Annotated in this window: 15 protein-coding genes and 3 tRNA genes; 11 read left to right on the top strand and 7 right to left on the bottom strand. The window is 66.2% G+C overall.

Features of this window, described 5'->3' with window-relative positions:
* Positions 1-134 precede the first annotated feature (134 nt).
* From HW466_RS08740 to HW466_RS08715, 6 genes are all read left to right on the top strand, one after another.
* Complete coding sequence (locus tag HW466_RS08740; RefSeq protein ID WP_059447221.1) at positions 135-680, top strand: NUDIX hydrolase; 546 nt, start codon at positions 135-137, stop codon at positions 678-680.
* A gap of 11 nt (positions 681-691) precedes the next feature.
* The gene (gene aat, locus HW466_RS08735) at positions 692-1,456 is read left to right on the top strand and encodes a leucyl/phenylalanyl-tRNA--protein transferase (RefSeq protein WP_059501888.1); all 765 of its coding nucleotides are present in this window, start codon (positions 692-694) and stop codon (positions 1,454-1,456) included.
* Positions 1,457-1,489: 33 nt separating this feature from the next.
* Entirely contained in the window at positions 1,490-2,320 is an 831-nt protein-coding gene (locus tag HW466_RS08730; RefSeq protein ID WP_059501886.1) for an arginyltransferase, read from the top strand.
* Positions 2,321-2,498: 178 nt separating this feature from the next.
* Positions 2,499-3,536 (top strand): quinone-dependent dihydroorotate dehydrogenase, encoded by a 1,038-nt coding sequence (locus HW466_RS08725; protein WP_059447218.1) that lies wholly within the window; start codon positions 2,499-2,501, stop codon positions 3,534-3,536.
* 102 nt (positions 3,537-3,638) lie between these two features.
* Entirely contained in the window at positions 3,639-4,433 is a 795-nt protein-coding gene (locus HW466_RS08720; RefSeq protein WP_059501880.1) for a cystine ABC transporter substrate-binding protein, read from the top strand.
* Between the two features lie 122 nt (positions 4,434-4,555).
* The gene (locus HW466_RS08715; protein ID WP_059447216.1) at positions 4,556-5,248 is read left to right on the top strand and encodes an amino acid ABC transporter permease; all 693 of its coding nucleotides are present in this window, start codon (positions 4,556-4,558) and stop codon (positions 5,246-5,248) included.
* A 64-nt stretch (positions 5,249-5,312) separates the two neighbouring features.
* On the opposite strand, the gene HW466_RS08710 is transcribed toward HW466_RS08715, so the two are convergent.
* The 6 genes from HW466_RS08710 to rnr form a co-directional block, all read right to left on the bottom strand.
* A complete protein-coding gene (locus HW466_RS08710) occupies positions 5,313-6,299 on the bottom strand; it encodes a Gfo/Idh/MocA family protein (protein ID WP_060338774.1) in 987 nt (328 codons plus the stop codon).
* 101 nt (positions 6,300-6,400) lie between these two features.
* Complete coding sequence (locus HW466_RS08705) at positions 6,401-7,117, bottom strand: FadR/GntR family transcriptional regulator (RefSeq protein ID WP_059447214.1); 717 nt, start codon at positions 7,115-7,117, stop codon at positions 6,401-6,403.
* Between the two features lie 283 nt (positions 7,118-7,400).
* Positions 7,401-8,093, bottom strand: a complete 693-nt coding sequence (rpiA, locus tag HW466_RS08700) for a ribose-5-phosphate isomerase RpiA (protein ID WP_059447213.1) — start codon at positions 8,091-8,093, stop codon at positions 7,401-7,403.
* 109 nt (positions 8,094-8,202) lie between these two features.
* Positions 8,203-9,081 (bottom strand): N-acetylmuramoyl-L-alanine amidase, encoded by an 879-nt coding sequence (locus HW466_RS08695; protein ID WP_151005087.1) that lies wholly within the window; start codon positions 9,079-9,081, stop codon positions 8,203-8,205.
* 109 nt (positions 9,082-9,190) lie between these two features.
* Complete coding sequence (gene rlmB / locus HW466_RS08690) at positions 9,191-9,934, bottom strand: 23S rRNA (guanosine(2251)-2'-O)-methyltransferase RlmB (RefSeq protein WP_059848707.1); 744 nt, start codon at positions 9,932-9,934, stop codon at positions 9,191-9,193.
* Between the two features lie 152 nt (positions 9,935-10,086).
* Positions 10,087-12,546 carry a ribonuclease R gene (gene rnr / locus HW466_RS08685; protein ID WP_151005089.1) on the bottom strand — a complete coding sequence of 820 codons (2,460 nt, stop codon included), beginning with the start codon at positions 12,544-12,546 and terminating at the stop codon, positions 10,087-10,089.
* Positions 12,547-12,795: 249 nt separating this feature from the next.
* Between rnr and HW466_RS08680 the strand changes: the two genes are divergently transcribed.
* Both HW466_RS08680 and HW466_RS08675 read left to right on the top strand, forming a co-directional pair.
* Positions 12,796-12,882, top strand: a tRNA-Leu gene (locus HW466_RS08680).
* A gap of 555 nt (positions 12,883-13,437) precedes the next feature.
* Positions 13,438-13,524 (top strand) — tRNA-Leu (locus tag HW466_RS08675).
* A 148-nt stretch (positions 13,525-13,672) separates the two neighbouring features.
* Here HW466_RS08675 and HW466_RS08670 read toward each other — a convergent pair.
* Complete coding sequence (locus HW466_RS08670) at positions 13,673-14,236, bottom strand: flavodoxin family protein (protein ID WP_059451686.1); 564 nt, start codon at positions 14,234-14,236, stop codon at positions 13,673-13,675.
* Between the two features lie 369 nt (positions 14,237-14,605).
* Here HW466_RS08670 and HW466_RS08665 point away from each other — a divergent pair.
* From HW466_RS08665 to HW466_RS08655, 3 genes are all read left to right on the top strand, one after another.
* A tRNA-Leu gene (locus HW466_RS08665) sits at positions 14,606-14,692 on the top strand.
* Positions 14,693-15,174: 482 nt separating this feature from the next.
* The gene (locus HW466_RS08660) at positions 15,175-16,422 is read left to right on the top strand and encodes an ROK family protein (protein WP_151005924.1); all 1,248 of its coding nucleotides are present in this window, start codon (positions 15,175-15,177) and stop codon (positions 16,420-16,422) included.
* Positions 16,409-17,962 (top strand): sugar ABC transporter ATP-binding protein, encoded by a 1,554-nt coding sequence (locus tag HW466_RS08655; RefSeq protein ID WP_060260456.1) that lies wholly within the window; start codon positions 16,409-16,411, stop codon positions 17,960-17,962. The genes HW466_RS08660 and HW466_RS08655 overlap by 14 nt, the downstream gene beginning before the upstream one ends.
* The last annotated feature ends 22 nt before the right edge of the window (positions 17,963-17,984 follow it).

The raw sequence follows: 17,984 nt of genomic DNA, 5'->3' as shown, positions 1-17,984 counted from the left end.
GCTTTTTGTTTTTCCGCGCCCGACTCCGCGCAGCGCACGCCATGCATCGCGCCGCACACTGCGCGCGTGCGCTCGCGTTCGAGAATGCCCCGCCCCGGTGATACACTCGCATCACCTCGTCCCTTCCACTCGACATGAAATTCTGCTCCGTCTGCGGTCACGAAGTCATCGCGCGCATTCCTCAGGGCGACAACCGTGAGCGATTCGTCTGCGATCACTGTGGCACGATCCATTACCAGAATCCGCGCAACGTGGTCGGCACGGTGCCGGTCTGGGGCGATCAGGTGCTGCTGTGCCGGCGCGCGATCGAACCGCGCTACGGTTTCTGGACGCTGCCGGCCGGCTTCATGGAGATGGGCGAGACGACGGCCGAGGCCGCAGCGCGTGAAACGCTCGAGGAAGCCGGCGCTCGCGTCGAGGTGCAGAACCTGTTTACGCTGCTCAACGTGCCGCACGTGCACCAGGTCCACCTGTTCTATCTGGCGCGGCTCACCGATCCGGCCTACGAGGCCGGCGAGGAAAGCCTCGAAGTCAGGCTGTTCGACGAAGCCGATATTCCGTGGGACGAAATCGCGTTCCCCACCGTCAGCCAGACGCTGCGCTTCTTCTTCGCGGATCGCGCCGCCGGCGACTACGGCGTCCACACCGGCGATATCTTCCGCTCGCTGCGCAACGGCTGAGCCCCCGCCACATGGTCCCCTGGCTCGGCCCGGACGATCCGTTTCCGCCCGTCGAACGCGCGCTCGGTCCGGCGACCGGTGCGCCGGGGCTGCTCGCCGCGAGCGCCGACCTGCTGCCGTCGCGCCTGATCGACGCCTACCTGCGCGGCATCTTCCCGTGGTATTCGGACGGCCAGCCCGTGCTGTGGTGGAGCCCCGACCCGCGGATGATCCTCGTGCCGACTGAGTTCAAGGTGTCCCCGTCGCTGCGCAAGACGCTCAGGCGCGTGCAGCGCGACCCCGCGTGGGAAGTGCGCGTCGACCACGATTTCTCCGGCGTGATGCGCGCGTGCGCGCAGGCACCGCGTCGCGGGCAGCGCGGCACGTGGATCACGGCCGAAATCATCGACGCATATACGTCGCTCTATCGCTCCGGCAACGCGCACAGCATCGAGACGTGGCACGACGGGCGCCGCGTCGGCGGCCTCTACGGCGTCGCGTTCGGGCGGATGTTCTTCGGCGAATCGATGTACGCCGATGCCACCGATGCGTCGAAGATCGCACTGGCGACGCTCGTCGCCCATCTTCGCGAGCAGGGGCTGGAGATGATAGACTGCCAGCAGAATACGTCGCATCTAGCGTCGCTCGGCGGCCGCGAGATCGCACGCAAGGCCTTTGTCGCTCACGTGCGCCGCGCGGTAGCCGAACCGCCGATCCCGTGGCAGTTCGACAAGCGCGCGCTCGCCGCGCTGACGGGCCCCGCAGGACCGGCCGCCCCGTCCGGGATCGTGCGCTAGCGCGGCACTCCCTCCCTGCATCGAGAGCTGCCCATGACTCACCCGACTGAGCTGCCGCTTTCACCGCTTTCGGCGCTGCAATTCTATGCAACGGCGCCCTATCCGTGCAGCTATCTGGACGGCCGCGTCGCGCGCTCGCAAGTCGCGACGCCGAGCCACCTGATCAATTCCGACATCTATACCGAGCTCGTCAAGGCCGGCTTCCGGCGTTCGGGCGTGTTCACCTATCGCCCGTACTGCGACGGCTGCCGCGCGTGCGTGCCGGTGCGCGTGCCGGTCGGCGCATTCACGCCGTCGCGCACGCAACGCCGGATGTGGAAGCGGCACCGCGCGCTCGTCGCGACGGTCTCGCCGCTGCACTACGACGAGGAGCACTACGCGCTCTACATGCGCTACCAGTCGGCACGCCACGCGGGCGGCGGCATGGATCGCGACAGCCGCGACCAGTACGAGCAGTTCCTGCTGCAAAGCCGGATCAATTCGCGCCTCGTCGAATTCCGCGATCTCGACGCGCCGGGCGGCGAGCCCGGCAAGCTGCGCATGGTCAGCATGATCGACATCCTCGGCGACGGGCTGTCGTCGGTCTACACGTTCTTCGAGCCGGACGACCGGCACACGAGCTACGGCACGTACAACATCCTGTGGCAGATCGAGCAGGCGAAGAGCCTCGGCCTGCCGTACGTGTATCTCGGCTACTGGATCCGCGAGAGCCCGAAGATGGCCTACAAGGCGAACTTCCATCCGCTGGAAGGATTGCTCGACGGCCGCTGGAAAGTACTCGATCCCGAGCGGGTCGACCTGCCGCCGGTCGACGCGGCATTCGCCCGCGCGCCGCTGCCGGGCGGACATTCCGGGTCGAGCTGACGGGAACGTCGCCGGCACGGGGCACGCGCGCGACGCACATCGGTCCGGATCATCAAGCGGGCGACGCGCGGCGCGGCGACCGTCGCCGCGGGCCGCTACGAAGCGAAGCCCGCCCCTGCCGCGCAACTCCCGGTAAAATAGCAGGTTGTCATTTATTCCGGCCGTCCGCCCAATTCCCGTGTTCAGTTCCCTCTATCCGCTGGCCCGCGCATCCCTGTTCAAGATGGATGCGGAAGACGCTCACCACCTCACGCTGCGTGCGCTCGGCGCCGCCGGCCGCACGGGCCTCGCCTGCGCGCTGTCGGCCCGCGTGCCCGATGCGCCGCGCACCGTGATGGGCCTCACGTTCCGCAACCCGGTCGGCCTCGCCGCCGGCCTCGACAAGGACGGCGCGGCCATCGACGGCCTCGCGGCGCTCGGCTTCGGCTTCATCGAAGTCGGCACGGTCACGCCGCGCCCGCAGCCGGGCAACCCGCGCCCGCGCATGTTCCGCCTGCCGCAGGCGGAAGCGCTGATCAACCGGATGGGCTTCAACAACCACGGCGTCGATCAGTTCGTGAAGAACGTCCAGGCGGCACGCTATCGCGGCATCCTCGGCCTGAACATCGGCAAGAATGCCGACACGCCGATCGAACGCGCGGCGGAAGACTATTTGTACTGCCTCGAGCGCGTGTATCCGTTCGCGAGCTACGTGACGATCAACATTTCGTCGCCGAACACGAAGAACCTTCGCCAGCTGCAGGGCGCGGGCGAGCTCGACGCGCTGCTCGCCGCGCTGAAGGACAAGCAGCAACGCCTCGCCGACCTGCACGGCAAGCTCGTGCCGCTCGCGCTGAAGATCGCGCCCGATCTCGACGACGAGCAGGTCAAGGAAATCGCCGACACGCTGCTGCGCCACAAGATCGAAGCGGTCATCGCCACCAACACGACGCTGTCGCGCGCCGCCGTGCAGGGCCTGCCGCATGCGGAAGAAGCCGGCGGCCTGTCGGGCCGCCCGGTGTTCGACGCGTCCAACGAAGTGATCCGCAAGCTGCACGCCGAAGTCGGCAGCGCGGTGCCGATCATCGGCGTCGGCGGCATCTTCTCGGGCGAGGACGCTCGTGCAAAGCTCGCGGCCGGCGCATCGCTCGTCCAGCTGTATACGGGCTTCATCTATCGGGGCCCTGCACTCGTCGCCGAATGCGTGAAGGCGATCGCGCGCGAACGCGCCGCGTAATATAGCCATAAGCAAACGATATATAGCGTCCGATTGCATTTTTGCTATGATCGGCCTCACGTTCTGAATCAAGCGCCCCGCTGGGGCAAGGAAGCTCACACGATGAAAATTTCGCTGCTGAAGAAGCTGCTGGTCGCCGGTCTGATCGGTACGTCGTTCGCCGCCGTCACCGCACATGCGGCCGACCTTCTCGACCAGGTGAAAGAACGCGGCACGCTGCGCGTCGGCCTCGAAGGCACGTTCCCGCCGTTCAACTCGAAGAACCCGCAAGGCGAGCTCGTCGGCTTCGACGTCGACATCGCGAAGGCCGTCGCCGCGAAGCTCGGCGTGAAGGCCGAGTTCGTCACGACCGAATGGAGCGGCATCATCGCGGGCCTGCAGGCCGGCAAGTTCGACGTGATCGCCAACCAGGTGGGCATCACCGACAAGCGCAAGGAAACGCTCGACTTCTCGCCCGCGTACACGTATTCGTCCGCGCAACTGATTCAGCGCAAGGACGACACGCGCCAGTTCAAGTCGCTCGAAGACCTGAAGGGCAAGAAGCTCGGCGTCGCGCTCGGCACGAACTACATGGACATGGCAAAGTCGGTGCCGGGCATCGACGTGAAGACGTACCCGGGCGCGCCCGAGTATCTGCGCGACCTCGCGGCCGGGCGTCTCGACGCGGCGCTCAACGATCGCCTGATGCTCGCGTACCTGACGAAGAATTCGCAACTGCCGCTGCGCCCGGGCGCGAACGTCGGTTCGGCGAACCCGTCGGGCATCCCGTTCAAGAAGGGCAATCCGAAGTTCCAGAAGGCGATCGACGACGCAATGTCGCAACTCGAAGCCGACGGCACGTTCACGAAGATCTCGGACAAGTGGTTCGGTGTCGATGTGACGAAGCCGATCAAGTAAGCACGCCTCTGTTTCCCGCCTGACGGCGGGCCGGAAAGGGCGGCATCCGAAACGATGCCGCCCTTTGTTTTATCGGTCCGGTTTATGATTGCGCTTTCGCGCACGCATTCGCTTCGTATTCCATGTCGACAACGTCCCTGCTCGTCCAATCGCTGCCGGTGCTCGCCCAGGGTGCCGTGCTGACCGTCAAGTTCGCCGTGCTGTCGATGGTATTCGGCCTGCTCGGCGCCGTCGTGCTCGCGATGATGGGCATCCGGCAAAGCGAGGCGCTCGAAGGCTTCGAACGCGTGTGGGTCAACGCACTCGCGTGGCTCGCGCGCGCGTACGTGAGCCTGATGCGCGGCACGCCGCTGCTCGTGCAGATCTTCGTCATCTATTACGGGCTGCCGAGCCTCGGCATCTCGCTCGATCCGACGCCCGCCGGCGTGATCGCGCTGTCCGCGAACGTCGCCGCGTACATGTCCGAAAGCATGCGCGGCGCGATCAACGGGATCGCGCGCGGCCAATGGCTGGCCGCATACAGCCTCGGGTTGTCGTGGGGGCAAACGCTGCGCTACGTGATCGGCCCGCAGGCACTGCGCATCGCGGTGCCGAGCCTGTCGAACAGCCTGATCAGCCTGATCAAGGACACATCTCTCGTGTCGGTGATCACCGTGACCGAACTGCTGCGCAGCGCGCAGGAAGTGATCGCGGCAACCTACCAGCCGCTGCCGCTGTATCTGGCCGCCGCCGCTGTCTACTGGGTGCTGTGCCAGATCCTCGAATGGGTCCAGCGCTGGTACGAAAAGCGCCTGTCGCTGCCGGCGCGCCACTGAGCACGGCAGCTCTGCCGCCGGGCCGCGGTCGCGCGCCCGGCGCGCGCCTTCCCCTGCCGCTCGCCTACTCGCCCGAATAGCGCACGCCGAGTGCCGCACGCGCGGCGTCGGTCATCGCGATCATCCGACGCGAGTGGTCGTGCGTGATGATCGGGCTCTCGAGTTCGCCCGCGCGCAACAGCTCGCAGAAATGCGCGGTCTCGTAGTTCAGGCCGCCGCCTTCGACCGGTGCATCGAGCTCCACGGTGCGCCCGTCCGCATAGCGGATCGTGGCCCGCGCCGGGTTCCACCACTTCTCGTGAATCGTCACGTGCCCGCCTGCGGCGGCAATCAGCGCGTCGCCGCGTCCCATCACGTCGAGCCCGCAAAAGAGCTGTGCGATGCCGCCGTTCGCGTGACGGCTGTTCAGGCTCGCGAACACGTCGACGCCCGTCGCGCCGATGCGGCCGAGCGTCTGCACGTCGACTGCCTCGCCGAGCCAGTCGACCGCGAGAAACGCTTCGTAGATCCCGATGTCGAGCAGCGCGCCGCCGGCACGGTCGAGTCGGTAGACGGAATGATCGTCCGGCACCGACGACGACGCGCAGCCCGCGCGCACGAGTTGGATCTCGCCGATCGGATCGTCGTGCAGGTGCGCGCGCAACCGACGATACAGCGGGAAGAACGGCGGCTTCATCGCTTCCATGAAGAGCCGTCCGGCCGTGCGCGCCGCATCGAGCACGGCATCGAGTTGCGTCGCGTTCAGCGTCGCGGGCTTTTCGCACAGCACGGCCTTGCCGGCGGCGAGCGCCGCTTGCGCGTAGCGTGCGTGACTGTCGTGGAGGGTTGCGATATAGACCGCGTCGATGTCGCTCGCGAGGAGCGCGTCGAGGCTGGCGGCAGGCGTGCCGCCGCTGATGTCGCAGAAGGCGGTCGCCGCGTCGGCGCGGCGGGCCCATACGCCGGCGAGCGTGGCACCCGGCACGTGGGCGAGGCTTTGCGCGAATCGGCGTGCGATGCTGCCTGCGCCGACGATGCCGAAGCGCACCGGGCGGTTGTCGAGGTCGTTCATCCGGATCTTCCGTGTCGGTCGTATGACGGGGGCCGGCACGCTGCCGGCCGGCCGTCATGATAAACGGCTCGCCGGCGCACGGATAAGCGACGCTTGCCGATTCAGGCGCGCACGGGCACGTCCACGGAGAAATCGCGCGAAATCTCGTCGGCGCTGAAATCGATCAGCGCGAGCGACGCCGCTTCGGCTTCGCGCGGATCGCGGCGTTCGATCGCATCGACGACGCGCGCATGCGCCTTCACCGCGACGTCGTGTGCACCGTCCTTCTGCGCGACGCGCGGATTCACGAGACGAACCGCCCCTCGCACGATGGCCGCCATCTGCTGGAAAAACTGGTTGCCGCTCGCCTGAACGATCCGCGTGTGCAGCAGTTCGTCCGCCGTGTCGTATCCGGGGTCGCCCGGTTGCAAAACCTTGAACGCCTCGAATGCCTCGCGGATGCCCGCGATATCGGCCGCCGTCGCACGAACGGCTGCCTGCGCGGTCGCGCGCGGTTCGATCAGCATCCGGAACTCGATGACGTCGCGCATGAACTGCGGATCCGGCTTCGCGCGGAACCGCCAGCTCACCACGTCTTCGTCGATCATGCGCCAGTCGCGCATCGGTCGAACGCGCGTGCCGACTTTCGGACGCACGTCCAGCATGTCGCGCGCAAGCAACATCGACAATGCTTCGCGCATCACCGTGCGGCTCACGTCGAACTCTTTCGACAGCACGTCCTGCGGCGGCAAGATGCCGCCGTACTTGTCCTCGACGATACCCGCGACAAGCCCATCCATCACTTTGGCGACCAGTGACCGGTCTTTGCCCTGCTCCATGACACCTCCCCGTGCGTCGATTTGCGAACACCTGCTCCGCAGTTCCGCCGGCCCTGGTTACGACTGTTCTTATGATCTATAAGTTGATGAGTTCGAGGATATTTCGCTATCTGGTAAACACCTGACAGGGTTATCCCTCTTTTTGACGTGGTGATTTATAAGGCTTCAAAAAAAGCCCGGAAAGCGCGCTGCGCTTGCCGGGCCGGGCTTTCCGTCGCATTCGGGCATGCCGTCCATTACGGCATCCTGACGCAATTACGGACTGCTTCTCATTCAGTCTTGACTAATCCGGATAAACGATCGTTTCAACGCCGTTTGCCGTGCCGAGCAGACACAGATTCGCGCCGCGCTCGGCGAACAGGCCGACCGTCACGACGCCCGGCCATGCGTTCACCTGCGCCTCGAAACCACGCGGATCGGTGATCTGCAGGCCCTTCACGTCGATGATTTCGTTGCCGTTGTCGGTGATGTACGGCGCGCCGTCCTTCGTCACGCGCAGCACCGGCACGCCGCCCAGCGCGGTCACGCGACGGCCGATCGCCGTGCGCGCCATCGGCACGACTTCGATCGGCAGCGGGAACGCGCCGAGCACCGGCACGCGCTTGCTGCCGTCCGCGATGCAGACGAACGTATCGGCCACCGACGCGACGATCTTCTCGCGCGTCAGCGCGCCGCCGCCACCCTTGATCATCGCGCCGCTCGCGTCGATCTCGTCGGCACCGTCGACGTACACCTGCAGCGATTCGACATCGTTCAGGTCGAACACCTTGATGCCGTGCGATTCGAGGCGTTCGGTCGTCGCGATGGAGCTCGACACGGCGCCGCGGTAGCGCGATTTGACGGCCGCGAGCGCGTCGATGAAGCAGTTGGCGGTCGAGCCGGTGCCGACGCCGATCACCGCGCCTTCCGGCACGTTCTGGATCACATAATCGGCGGCTGCCTGGCCGACCAGGCGTTTGAGTTCGTCTTGAGTCATGGGATGGGAAAACAGCGGGATTGCAGAAAACCGGCAGTTTACCGGACTCGGATGACGACCCGGGCTTTTTCGGCGCATGTTGCGCCACCCGACACGCCGATCGACCTCGTCAGGGCGCGCCCGTTGCGGCCGCGTCCTCCGCTGGCGCGGTGGCGTTGGCGGGGAAATACTTGTCGAGCAATGCCTGCGCGATCGCATCGGTCCCGGCATCCGGGTTGCCCGCATAGTCGGATGGCCGGAAATGCATCTGGAACGCCGCGAATACGCGCCGTGTACGCGCATCGAGCACGCCATCGGTCGGCACGTCGTAGCCGTAGCGCGCGAGCTTCAGCTGCAGTTCCCGCACGTCGACGAGCGCATGCGGATCGCGGCCGCCGAGCCGCGCGGCTACGGTCGCATCGTCCGGCCACGCGCCGACGCCGGCTTGCGCAAGCGCGCGCCACGGAAACAGCGGCCCCGGATCGATCTTGCGTTGTGGCGCGATGTCGCTGTGCCCGACCACGCGCGTCGGTGGAATTCCGTAGCGCGCGACGATGTCCTTCGACAGGCGGATCAGCGCATCGACCTGTTCGGGCGAATACGGCTGCCACGTGCGGTTTTGCGGATCGAGCGGGCCGCGGTTCACGTTCTCGATGCCGATCGATACCGCATTGAGTTCGGTCGTGCCCTGCCATGCGCTGATGCCCGCATGCCATGCGCGCTTCGATTCGGGAACGAGCTGGTAGACGATCGGCATCCCGTGTTCGATGCGCGGCTGCGGCGGCACGACGTAGTGCACGCTGACCGAATCGCCCGTCAGCGTGCGCAGCGATTTTGCTTCGTCGCTTTCGGTGTAATGCATGACGAGAAAGCGGATCCGCGAATCGGCGCCGCGCGCATGCAGGCTCGTATCGGCGTAGTAAGTGCCGCGCTCGACGAGCGACGGCGCCGTGCAGGCGGCCAGCAGGCCGAGGATGGCGCACGATGCGCCGAGGCGAAACAGGGTCATGGTCCGAGTTCCGGGAGCCGCGTGCCGCGCGTAGCCGCGGCACGCGTCGTTCGGGTCGAGGCCGTCACGGCCCGCGCAGCGCGCGCGGCCGCGTGCGTCGGCCCGTGTATCAGCCCTTCGCGCGCCGCTGCCGCACCGCTTCGTACAGGCACACGCCGCTCGCCACCGACACGTTCAGGCTTTCGACGCTGCCGGCCATCGGGATGCTCATCACTTCGTCGCAGGTGTCGCGCGTGAGCCGGCGCATGCCTTCGCCTTCCGCGCCCATGACGATTGCGACGGGGCCGTCGAGCTTCGTTTCGTACAGCGTCCCAGGCGCCTCGTCCGACGTGCCGATGATCCACACGCCCGCCTCCTTCAGCTCGCGCAGCGCGCGGGCAAGGTTCGTGACCGTGATGTACGGCACCGTGTCGGCCGCGCCGCTCGCGACCTTGGCCGCGGTCGCGTTCAGGCCGACCGCGCGGTCGCGCGGCGCAATCACCGCATGCGCGCCGGCCGAATCGGCGACACGCAGGCAGGCGCCGAGGTTGTGCGGATCGGTGACGCCGTCGAGCACCAGCAGCAGCGCCGGGCCCTGGATGCCATCGAGCAGTTCGGACAGGTTCTGCGCGAGCGGAACGTCCTCGACGCGCGCGACGACGCCCTGGTGGCGCTCGGTATGCGCGAGGCCCCAGAGGCGGGTTTCATCGGCTGCGATCAGCCGCACGCCCGCTTCCTTCGCGGCGTGCAGGAAGTCCTGCATGCGGCGGTCGCGGCGCGTCTGGTCGTACAGCACCTCCGCAACCGTCGACGCATCGTGCCGCAAACGTGCGGTCACCGCATGAAAACCGTAAAGAACCTTCAGACGTGACATGACTGGAACAACCTTCGATCAAACGTGCGGCCGCGCGATGGGCGAGGCCGCGATCCATGAAAAAGGAAAGCGCCGCGTTGCCGGCCGGTGGCCGGGAGAACGCGGCGTCTCTCGATACTGCACGGGGCGCGCGCGTGCGCTGCCCCGAACGCTCAATACTTCTTGCGGGCGTGCGGCTTCTTCGCGGCCGTCTTCGCCGCCACGCCGCCCTTCTTCTTCGCGGCACGCGCGGCACGCGCCTCCTTCACCGCGACGGTCGGCGCGCTCGCGGCCTTCTTGCGACGCGGTGCGGCGTCTTCCACCGGCGGTAACGATCGCACGCGCGGGCCGCGATCGTTACCGTTGCCGGCAGCAGCCGGCGCCGGGGCCGGACGCGGCGCCTTCACCGGCGTGTCGCGCACGAGGCGGAAGTCGATCTTGCGCGCGTCGAGATCGACGCGGCTCACCTGCACGCGCACGCGATCGGACAGCCGATAGCGGATGCCGGTGCGCTCGCCGCGCAGCTCGTTCTTGATCTCGTCGTACTGGAAGTAGTCCGAGCCGAGTTCCGTGACGTGCACGAGCCCTTCGATGAACAGCGTATCGAGCTGCACGAAGATGCCGAACGACGTGACGCCGTTCACCATCCCGCCGTACTCCTCGCCGAGCTTGTCGCGCATGAAGTAGCACTTGAGCCAGGCCTCGACGTCGCGCGACGCTTCGTCGGCGCGGCGCTCGTTCGCCGAGCAGTGCAGGCCGAGTTCCTCCCAGATCGCCGTGTTCGAGCGCGAACGGCCGCGTGCTTCGTCGTCGGCCTGCTGCATCGCGCGGGCGCGCGGCGACAGCGCCGTGTTCAGTTCGAAGCCTTCCGGCGCCTTCGGCACGTACTTCTTACCCGACAGGATCGAGTAGATCGCGCGGTGCGTGAGCAGATCGGGATAACGGCGGATCGGGCTCGTGAAGTGCGCGTACGCCTCATACGCGAGACCGAAGTGACCGATATTGTCCGGGCTGTAGACGGCCTGCTGCATCGAGCGCAGCAGCATCGGCTGCAGCATCTGCGCGTCGGGCCGGTCGCGGATCTGCGCCATCAGCGCCGCGTAGTCGCTCGCGTGCGGCTTGTCGCCCCCGCCGAGCGACAGGCCCATGCCGCGCAGGAATGCGCGCAGGTTCTCGAGCTTCTCCGGCGTCGGGCCCGCGTGCACGCGGTACAGGCCCGGGTGCTTGTTGCGCTTCAGGAAGTCGGCCGCACAGACGTTCGCGGCCAGCATGCATTCCTCGATCAGCTTGTGCGCATCGTTGCGCTGACGCGGCACGATCTGCTCGATCTTGCCCTGCGAGTTGCAGACGATGTACGTCTCGGTCGTGTCGAAATCGATCGCGCCGCGCTTCTGGCGTGCGGTGAACAGCGCCTTGTAGACGCCGTACAGATCCTGCAGGTGCGGCAGCAGGTCCGCGCGGCGCGCGGCCTCGGGCCCCTTCGTGTTCGACAGCACGGCGGCGACTTCGGTGTACGTCAGGCGCGCGGCCGAATGGATCACGGCCGGATAGAACTGGTACGCCTTGATCTCGCCGCGCGCGGTAATCACCATGTCACACGCGAGCACGCAGCGGTCGACCTGCGGATTCAGCGAGCACAGCCCGTTCGACAGCTTCTCCGGCAGCATCGGGATTACGCGGCGCGGGAAATAGACCGACGTGCTGCGCTCCAGTGCGTCGGCATCGAGGCCGTTGCCCGGCTGCACGTAGTGCGACACGTCGGCGATCGCGACGATCAGGCGGAAGCCGTCGCCGCGACCGACCTTGGTCGGCTCGCAGTACACGGCATCGTCGAAGTCGCGGGCATCCTCGCCGTCGATCGTCACGAGCGGCACATCGCGGAGATCGACGCGAAAGCGCAGGTCGGCCGGCCGCACCTTGTCGGGCAGCGCGGCGGCCTCATCGAGCGCCGGCTGGCTGAACTCGTGCGGCACGCCGTACTTGCGCACCGCGATCTCGATTTCCATGCCCGGATCGTCGATGTCGCCGAGCACTTCGACGACGCGGCCGAGCGGCTGCGAATGGCGGCTCGGGAAGTCGGTCAGTTCGACGACGACGACCTGCCCGACCTTAGCCTTCTTCACGTTCTGCGTGATCAGGATGTCGTGGCCGATACGCTTGTCTTCGGGCGCGACGATCAGTGCGCCGTTCTCGTTGAGCAGGCGGCCGATCACGCGCTTGTTCGCGCGCTCCGTGACTTCGACGACATGGCCTTCCGGGCGGCCGCGGCGATCGTAGCCAACGATCCGCGCGAGCACGCGGTCGTTGTGCATGACCTTCTGCATTTCGCCGTTCGGCAGGAACAGGTCGTCCTGGCCGTCGTCGCGGATCACGAACCCGTAGCCGTCGCGATGCCCCTGCACGCGGCCCGCGACGAAGTTCGACGGATGGGTGAGCTGATAGTGGCCGCGCTTGTCGAGGCGGATCTGGCCGTCGCGTTCCATTGCGGCAACACGCCGGAAGAACCCTTCGCGTTCCTGGCGCTTGATCGACAACGCTTCGGCGATGTCGTTGGCTGCCAGCGGCGCGTCGCTCGTACGCAGCACGCCGAGAATTTCTTCACGGCTCGGAATGGGGTACGGATATTTGCTCAAGGGTTTGTCGATGATTGTTCTCGTTGCGTTGACTGATGGTGCACGGCATCAACATAGAAGTGTCCGTCAGACAGTTCTATAGTGACGGCGGCGGATCATTCTATCACCCGCCTGTGTTGCCAAATGACGCGAATGGCGCGTGCACGCGCCGCGGCGGCCGGTTTGCGGTGCATTGCAAAAAAGTGTTGACACGATTAATTGGGGCGCTATAATTTCCCTTCTTTGCAGCAAGCAGCTACTGCAAAACGTGCCCAGGTGGCGGAATTGGTAGACGCACTAGGTTCAGGTCCTAGCGGTGGCAACACCGTGGAGGTTCGAGTCCTCTCCTGGGCACCATCTGTTTTCTAAAAAGGTCGGCTTCTAGCCGGCCTTTTTTCATTTCGAGCCTCGTAATGCACGCGCCGATCGCGCGATATGCCCGTCACGCCGATCGATAGCGGAATCCGTATTCGCACGCGTGTTCCCGGCGTGCAGGCTCGACCGCCTCTGCCGTCCAGACGCACGCCGAGAATGCGATGCGTACAGCTGCGTACCTGACATCCGAACACCGACGTTCATTACGCCGCTTAAAACGCGCGGCAAGCTCAAGCTCGTCGCTTGCCCGGCTCGGCCAGGAACTGCCTCGGCATGAAATCGCAAGCGACTGGCGACTGACCGAAACTCGCGGTATCAGCGCGATCGACTTCAGCGCAGACGTGGCTGCCCCTCCCTCGTCGTCAATCGCAACAATTCCGACGCCCTCCATGTCACGTGCGATCAGCCAGCGGGAGCCCGGACATGGCTGCGCGAACATGCGGCACGCAAAATTTTTATCACCATCGCTCAAATTGTATTGACAGACTTTCAAGACACGCTAGAATAGCGGCCTTCGCATCGCAGCAAGCGAAACGTGCCCAGGTGGCGGAATTGGTAGACGCACTAGGTTCAGGTCCTAGCGGTGGCAACACCGTGGAGGTTCGAGTCCTCTCCTGGGCACCATCTGTTTTCTAAAAAGGTCGGCTTCTAGCCGGCCTTTTTCTTTTTCACGCGCAGGAAACGCCGAGTAACGAAGCGAACTCGTCGCGCGCGACAAACCCATCACCCGTTCAGCAGCCGAACGGCCATCGAGACCGCCCGGCCGCCGAGCTCAAGCGCCGTTCCAGCGTTTCGCGGCAATCGCGACGCGCTCGCCCAGCACTTCGGCCGTCTTTCGGTCGCTCTCGAGAATCGCGTCGCCGCCCTGGTCCGCATTTGCCTGCGCCATCGCGCCGAGAAACGACCCGAGCCGATTCAGATCATTCACCGAGCCCGCACTGCTGTTGTTGCCGGGCATCAGGCCAAGGCTGACCCACAGCATCTGATGCTGGGCAGCGAAGACCGCCAGTTGTTGCAGCGTCGACAGTTTGTCGCCGCTTTGCGAAGCCGACACGGTGAAACCTGCGGCCAACTTGTCGCGCCACTTGCCCCAATACTTCGACGATGCGTCCATGAAGCCCTTGAACTGGGCGGACGCACTGCCCATGTAGGTCGGCGAGCCGAAGATGATCGCCTTCGCATCGCGCTCCAGGTACTCCCAGTGTTGGTCGATCGCGTCGACGGGAATCAACTTGACCGACGCGCCGTCGACTTTCTCGACACCGCGCGCAACTGCATCCGCAATAACGGCTGCGTGGCCGTAGCCGCTATGAAAAACCACTGCGATTTCAGACATGACAAGCTCCTTGGCGCGGACTCTTCCGCAATGAACAAAACGTAACCGCAACAGTAACACATTTGATCGCGTCGCAAGCGATTTCCCCTACAGGTGCAGCACGCGCCATTGCGCGCCCACGCCGCGGGTCAGCGCACGAGACAGGATGTCACCGTCAACAACCTCGCCAGCAACACCCGCGAATGTGCGCTCGGAGAATCCGCTCCATCCTTGATTCCTCGCACCCGCATCGCCCGGCAACCTCGGTCAAACCGCGACGGCCCATGCGCACCCTTTTTCACATATTCAGCCGATCGCGCAAAAATCTGTTGACACCCCCTTCCGTCACGCTATAATTGCGTTCTTTCGCGATGCAGCAAAGCGAAACGTGCCCAGGTGGCGGAATTGGTAGACGCACTAGGTTCAGGTCCTAGCGGTGGCAACACCGTGGAGGTTCGAGTCCTCTCCTGGGCACCATCTGTTTTCTAAAAAGGTCGGCTTCTAGCCGGCCTTTTTTTCATTTCAAGCCCAGGAAGCAAAGCGCCTGTGCGCTTTGCGTGAGGACTCGAGAGGCTGCGCTTGCAAGCGCAGCCGGGGTCGCGCATGTGTGACCGAGTCCTCTCCTGGGCACCATCTGTTTTTGAAAAGGCCGGCTTCATGCCGGCCTTTTTTCATTTCCGGCTTCGGAATCATTGCGGGCAGGCTTGTGGATCCAGCCACCGCGCAACGCCGTCGGCCTGCCTACGCGCTCCACTCGGATGCGGGTTCCACGCCCGCCGTTCTACGCACGCAGTGCTTCCGCCGCAATGAGTCCCCGCCGCCGTTGCCGCTTCACGCCCTCCTTGCCTGGAGCTCAACCGGGATTTCCCTAGGCTGACACGCCGTCGCTCACGCGGTTAAATAAATCAACGTGATTTATTTAATGCGTCGCAACCGGCGCGTTCATGGAAGGAGACGCCATGAGAAGCCCGCACATCGGCCAGGGAAGCAACTCGGCCAACGTGCGCCGTTACAACGAGCGCCTGCTGTTGAAGACGCTGCGCCGTGCGGGCAGCGCGTCGAAGGCCGACCTCGCCCGTCTCGCGAACATGACGGGCACCGCGGTCGGCAGCATCATCGCGTCGCTCGCCGATGCGAAGCTGATCGCATTCGCCGGCCGCACCGAGGGTCAGCGCGGCCAGCCGGCTTCGTTGATCCGCCTCGATCCGCGCGGCGCGTTCGGCATCGGCGTCCATCTGGATCGGATGCGCATCGAGACGGCGCTCGTCAATTTCGCGGGCGACGTGCTCGGCCGCCGCTCCCACGACACGCTGCTTCCCCCGCCCGCCGACGTGCTCGAAATCGTCCGGCACGATATCGATGCGATGCAGGATCTGCTCCCCGCGCATGAGCGCGCACGCCTGACCGGCGTCGGCGTCGCGCAGCCGTACAACCTCGGTGCCTGGATGCGCGAGCTCGGCCTTGCGCCCGACACGTTCCGGGCATGGGAAGACGTCGACTTCGCGAGCGACCTCGGGCGCACGCTGTCGCTGCCCGTGTTCGGCGAAAACGACGGCAACGCGGCCGCGATCGCCGAACTGTTCTACGGGTACGGCCGGCAGTGCGACGACTTCGTGTACCTGTTCATCGGCCCCGCGATCGGCGGCGGCATCGCGATCGATGGCGATTGCCTGCGCGGCGTGACCGGCAATGCCGGCGACATCGCCGTGATTCCGGTCCCGCCGAGCCGGCTGGCCTCGGCACCGCCGCCGCGCGGCCCATGGGACATCCTGCTCGCCCGTGCATCTCTGCATGCGCTCGTGCGCCACCTGCGCCATCACGGCGAGACGGTCGAGAACCGCGCCGACCTCGAGGCCTGCATCGCGCGCGGGTTGCCAGCGGTCAACGAATGGATCGACGACTGCGTCGACGCACTCGCCCCGGCACTGCGCGCGGTGCTGTGCGTCGTGGATGCGCCGGTGGTCGTGCTCGACGCCGACACCGACGCCGGCCTGCTCGATACGCTCACGAGCCGCCTGCGCGCGGCGCTTGTCGCCACCGCGCCGGAAGCGCGCGGCACGCCGACGCTCGTGCGCGGTACGTTCGGCGCCGACGCCGGCGCAATCGGCGCCGCGACGCTGCCGATGTTCTTCAACTTCTCCCCGCGGGCCGGCATCCTCAAGGGCGCCCGCACCGAATCGCAGGAGGTCAACCATGTCGCGTTCTGAGTCGCCCCGGCCGCTGCTCGAGATGCGCGGGATCAGCAAGACGTTCCCGGCCGTGCGCGCGCTCGACAACGTCAGCCTGACCGTCTATCCGGGCGAGATCCACTCGCTGATGGGCGAAAACGGCGCGGGCAAATCGACGCTGATGAAGATCCTGTCCGGCGCGTACCGCGCCGACGCCGGCGGCGAAATCCTGATCGACGGCGAGCGCATCGACGTCGACGGCCCGCTCGCCGCGCGCGATGCGGGCGTCGCCGTGATCTATCAGGAGCTGTGTCTCGCGCCGAACCTGACCGTCGCGGAAAACATCTACGTCGGCCGCGAACTGCGGCGCGGCAACCGGCGCTGGGGCACCATCGACCGCGCGGCAATGGCGCGCGGCTGCCAGGACGTGCTCACGCGTCTGGGCGCCCCGTTCGGGCCCGACACGCTCGTCGGCACGCTGTCGATCGCCGAGCAGCAACTCGTCGAGATCGCGCGCGCCGTACACACCCGCGCACGCATCCTCGTGATGGACGAACCGACGACGCCGCTGTCGTCGCGCGAGACCGAGCATCTGTTCGGCCTGATCCGCCAACTGCGCGAGGAAGGTCTCGCGATCATCTACATCAGCCACCGGATGGCCGAGATCTACGAACTGTCCGACCGCGTGTCGGTGCTGCGCGACGGATCGTACGTCGGCACGCTGGAGCGCGAATCGCTGTCGGCCGAGCGGCTCGTCGCGATGATGGTGGGCCGCGACATCTCCGGCTTCTACAAGAAGGAACATGCGCCGTACGACCCCGGCCACCTGCTGCTGTCGGTGCGCGACATCGCTGACGGCGAGCGCGTGCGCGGCTGCAGCCTCGACCTGCATGCCGGCGAGGTGCTCGGCATCGCCGGGCTCGTCGGCGCGGGCCGCACCGAGCTCGCGCGGCTGATCTTCGGCGCGGAGCCGCGCACGCGCGGCGAAGTGAAGCTGGGCGACCGCACGTTCGGCGCGCATTCGCCGCGCGACGCGATCGACGCGGGCCTCGTCTACCTGACGGAGGACCGCAAGCGCCAGGGGCTGTTCCTGGACATGAGCGTGCGCGACAACATCAACATCTCGGTATGCAACCGCGACGCGCGGCTCGGCGCGCTCGATCTCGCACGCGGCACCGAACGCGCGCGCGACGCGATCGCCTCGCTGTCGATCCGTGTGCCGAACGCGAACGTGAACGTCGGCGCGCTGTCCGGCGGCAACCAGCAGAAGGTGCTGCTGTCGCGCCTGCTCGAGACGAAGCCGCGCGTGCTGATCCTCGACGAACCGACGCGCGGCGTCGACATCGGCGCGAAATCCGAGATCTACCGGATCATCAACGAACTGGCCCGTGCGGGCGTCGGCGTAATCGTGATCTCGAGCGAGTTGCCGGAAATCATCGGCGTCGCCGATCGCGTGCTCGTGATGCGCGAAGGCGAGATCGCCGGCGAACTTGGCGGCCACATGCACACGCCCATCACGCAGGAAGCGATCATCGCGCTCGCCACCGGCTCACAGGCCGAACTCGCCGCCGCGCACTGATCACGGCCCCTTCATCTCCCTC

The sequence above is a fragment of the Burkholderia territorii genome, from assembly GCF_902833055.1.
In the GTDB taxonomy this organism is placed as follows: Bacteria; Pseudomonadota; Gammaproteobacteria; order Burkholderiales; family Burkholderiaceae; genus Burkholderia; species Burkholderia territorii.
This window is presented reverse-complemented; position numbering and strand designations above follow the sequence as displayed.

What these genes read in the sequence shown, in the direction of transcription:
- HW466_RS08740 (WP_059447221.1), top strand. Translation starts at nt 135, where the DNA reads ATGAAATTCTGCTCCGTCTGCGGTCACGAAGTCATCGCGCGCATTCCT.
- aat (WP_059501888.1), top strand. Translation starts at nt 692, where the DNA reads ATGGTCCCCTGGCTCGGCCCGGACGATCCGTTTCCGCCCGTCGAACGC.
- HW466_RS08730 (WP_059501886.1), top strand. Translation starts at nt 1,490, where the DNA reads ATGACTCACCCGACTGAGCTGCCGCTTTCACCGCTTTCGGCGCTGCAA.
- HW466_RS08720 (WP_059501880.1), top strand. Translation starts at nt 3,639, where the DNA reads ATGAAAATTTCGCTGCTGAAGAAGCTGCTGGTCGCCGGTCTGATCGGT.
- HW466_RS08715 (WP_059447216.1), top strand. Translation starts at nt 4,556, where the DNA reads ATGTCGACAACGTCCCTGCTCGTCCAATCGCTGCCGGTGCTCGCCCAG.
- HW466_RS08710 (WP_060338774.1), bottom strand. Translation starts at nt 6,299, where the DNA reads ATGAACGACCTCGACAACCGCCCGGTGCGCTTCGGCATCGTCGGCGCA.
- HW466_RS08705 (WP_059447214.1), bottom strand. Translation starts at nt 7,117, where the DNA reads ATGGAGCAGGGCAAAGACCGGTCACTGGTCGCCAAAGTGATGGATGGG.
- rpiA (WP_059447213.1), bottom strand. Translation starts at nt 8,093, where the DNA reads ATGACTCAAGACGAACTCAAACGCCTGGTCGGCCAGGCAGCCGCCGAT.
- HW466_RS08695 (WP_151005087.1), bottom strand. Translation starts at nt 9,081, where the DNA reads ATGACCCTGTTTCGCCTCGGCGCATCGTGCGCCATCCTCGGCCTGCTG.
- rlmB (WP_059848707.1), bottom strand. Translation starts at nt 9,934, where the DNA reads ATGTCACGTCTGAAGGTTCTTTACGGTTTTCATGCGGTGACCGCACGT.
- HW466_RS08670 (WP_059451686.1), bottom strand. Translation starts at nt 14,236, where the DNA reads ATGTCTGAAATCGCAGTGGTTTTTCATAGCGGCTACGGCCACGCAGCC.
- HW466_RS08660 (WP_151005924.1), top strand. Translation starts at nt 15,175, where the DNA reads ATGAGAAGCCCGCACATCGGCCAGGGAAGCAACTCGGCCAACGTGCGC.
- HW466_RS08655 (WP_060260456.1), top strand. Translation starts at nt 16,409, where the DNA reads ATGTCGCGTTCTGAGTCGCCCCGGCCGCTGCTCGAGATGCGCGGGATC.